The sequence below is a fragment of the Acinetobacter sp. 809848 genome, from assembly GCF_000581275.1.
Lineage (GTDB): Bacteria > Pseudomonadota > Gammaproteobacteria > Pseudomonadales > Moraxellaceae > Acinetobacter > Acinetobacter pittii.
Genome location: NZ_JEXG01000080.1, coordinates 1 through 3,554, shown reverse-complemented (window position 1 = coordinate 3,554; position 3,554 = coordinate 1). Strand labels below are relative to the sequence as shown.

General features: G+C 36.0%; 1 pseudogene. It reads left to right on the top strand.

Going from position 1 to position 3,554, the window contains the following annotated elements:
• A pseudogene (locus J536_RS0104905) lies at nt 1-3,554 on the top strand (DUF637 domain-containing protein); the annotation flags it as partial.

Genomic DNA, 3,554 nt, shown 5'->3' with positions numbered 1-3,554 from the left:
GTTTCAAGTAAAGATGATGTGTTAGTTGATGGGGTAAAAAATAGTTTTGCAAAGAGAAAGAAAGAAGAAAAGTTTACTGAAGCCAATAATTTAAAAAATTCTATATTAAGTAGTTTAGATTTATTAAAACAACAACAGTTTTTTACCGATTATGATAATATGGTTACTGCATATGAAGATTATGCTTCTAGTAATTATGATTATACTTTATATGTGAAGCATTATAATCTTTATAAAGATTTTATTTCCAAATACCCAGTGAGACCAAACCCAAGGCTTCTTATATTTGGATCAGATGTACCATTATTCCATAGTATTATTGCTGTACCACAAAGAAGTAGCCGCTTTGATGCATTATATTCATTTGAGCCAAAATATGATGAAAATTATTTAAGGAGCTTACAGGCGGAAGTTGATTTTTATAATACAGAGATAAATGGTTCAGAACATGCCGAAGCTAAATTAACTTCAAAATCAGGAAATATAAATATTACTTCTGCTAAAGGTTTATCTATAAGTGGAGGAAATATTTCTGCTCAATTAGGACAAGTTAATTTAGAAGCAAGTGGTGTTTTAGCCGAACAGTATAAATCTTCAATTAGTAGTGGGGTTAATCAACCACCAAAATCATTAAATGCAAGTATTATTGTTGATGGTCATACAGATTTTTATGAGAAAGGTACTGAAAATGATCAAAATTATAGTATGAGAACACTAGTCAGCCCTTCTATTATTAATGGGGATAAAGGGGTTAACATTAGAACTGTAGGTAAAACTAAAGATGATAACTTAGTTTTACAAGCTACCGGTATTACATCAAAAAATGGTGATGTGAAAATAGAATCAAATAAAAGTATTTTATTTGATGCAGCTATTGAGCAAAGTTATGATCGATCAATAACTACTGAAAAGAAAAAATCATGGGGTGGTTTAAAGAAAAAGTATATTACGACTGTTTCTGAAAATAATGGCACAAATGCGGCATCAGTTGATATTTCTGCAAAGAATATTTCTATTGAGACAAAGAAACTAGATCCATCTGTAGATGCTAAAACCCCAGATAATAATATTGATATTTACTCTGGGCGCTTTACTGCCGAGGGCGGAACAATTTCGATTAAATCTGGCGGGAATCTTAACTTTTACACTGTGGAAGAATCTTCTAGCAGTACAGTAGATGTTACGAAGAAAACCTCATATTCTAAACTTATCTCAAATACAACACCTCTAAAACAAATGCAACGCGTACTCAAGTTACTGAAATACCAGCAACCTTAAAAGCAGATTATATTGGGACAAAATCAGTTTATGATACAAGACTTGTTGGAACAGAATTTGAATATTTAATCGGTTCTACACTTGAAGCTGGAGGAACACTTGAATTAATAGCTGCTAAGACATCTATTACAGAGCTCTTAAAAAAAGAAAAAAACTCTGTAGCTTGGCAAGCGATGCAGGATAAAGGCTCAATTACTGAAACTGCTCAATTACCGAGTTTTAATGGACCAGTTTTACCTACCTTTAAAGCTGCAGGTGGTTTGAGTGTACAAGTTCCAATAAGTGAAAAAGACGTTAATAAGGTGGAGCTACGTGATGCGATTCTTGATTTATCTAAAAAACCAGGAAATGAATATTTAAAAGAATTGGTAAACCGAAAAGATGTAGATTGGCAAACAGTTCTATTAACTCAAAAAGACTGGGACTATAAATCACAAGGTTTAACAGCAGCTGGAGCTGCAATTATTGTGATTATTATAACGATTGTAACCATGGGTACAGGAACTGCTGCAGCGGCAGGAGCGGCTGGAGGAACAGCAGCAAGTGGGACTACAGTTGGTTTGGGCGCAAGTATGATTGGTTCAGCAGGCGTTACAACTGCAACAGTGGGAGGTGTTACAACAATTACAGGTGTTTCTACGCTTGGGGCTATGGCAAATGCTGCTATTACAAGTTTAGCAACTCAAGCAAGTGTAGGATTAATTAATAACGGTGGAGATATCGGCAAAACACTAAAAGATTTAGGAAGTAAAGATTCTGTTAAGAATTTAGCAGCATCAGTAGTCACTGCTGGATTGTTGAATGGGGTAGCGACAAACTTAAATATCAGTAGTAATGCTATTGTGAATGACATTGCCAATAATATGGCTACTGGAATGATACAAGGTGTTGGCAGTACATTGATAGATTCTGCTGTTAATGGTAGAAACCTAAGCGAAGGACTGGAAAAAGCTTTATTAGCAGGATTGGCAAACTCACTGCAAGCACCATTAGCAGGTGCTATTGGTGACACATTAGGAATGAGTAGCAATGCCTTTGTGAGTAAAGTTGTTGCTATTGCTGCGCATGCTGCAGCGGGTTGTGCAACTGGTGTGATTGACAAAGAATGTCAGTCACGAGCACTAGGAGCCGCTTTAGGTGAGGTCATTGCAGAAAATATGTTCAAACCAGCAAATGGCATTGAATATACGGAAGCAGAAAAATCAAAAATTCTCAACATTACTAAACTTACCACTGGGGTGGTTGCTGCGTATGTAGGATATGATGTGACTGCTGCTGCAAATGCAGCAGATACAGCCGTTAGCAATAATTATTTGAACCATGTGCAAGAGAAGCAAAAGAGTCAAGAACTTAAAGATTGTAATGTTCTTACTTGTGGTGGAGTAGTTGTTAAATGGGCTGCAATTAGTGCAGGACAAGATGCAAATTATGCAGCAGGCTTTGCAGTAGGTATTCCGACCTCTGTTGCTGAGTCGGTAGTGGGTTTGGCAAAAATGGCTCTTAGCCCAATACAAACCTATAAAGCAATCAAAGAAGTTATCAATAGTGAAAACGCTCTAGGTAATATTAGTGATGCTATTAAACAAGATTATACGAACCGTATTAATAAGCTTGAATCAGAATATGAAAAAGCTGGTATTAAAGGCTCATATAATGCAGGTTTAGAAGCGGGCAAACTTACAGCTGATGTAGCGAGTTTATTCGCTGGTGGCGCTAGTCTTGCTAAAGGTGGAGTGATCCTGACAGAAAAAGTAGCAGCAAAAGTTGGCTACAAAGTTTTAAAAGATCCAATAATTATTTCGGATAAAGGTATTGCAGTCAATTTAGATGGACATAAAATATATGATCCTCAATTTACTCCCTTGAGTACAAATCCCCGTGCGCTTTATAGATTCTCAGATTTTAATCATAGATCTACAGGTGGTGATATCTATTTTGGTGAAAACATTGCTACATCTTATTTCGAAGTGAGACAGGCTGTAAATGGAAAGTCTTTATTTGTGGGACAGGTTGAGGTTAAGAATATGCTAGATTTAACCGATCCTAAAATATTGAAACAAATGGGGATTGATCAAAAAAAACTAACTGAAATTGCGCCAGATGGTTATTCAAATGCAGAAAAGGCTAAAAAAGAAGCTATATATGCGTATACAAATAGAATTGCGAACCAAGCCTATGACAAAGGTTACACAGGTATTATCTATAATAGTAGCCGTAATACAGGTTCAAACAATAACCGTGCTGTAGTGTTATTTGGGGGGCGTTATGATGCTGCT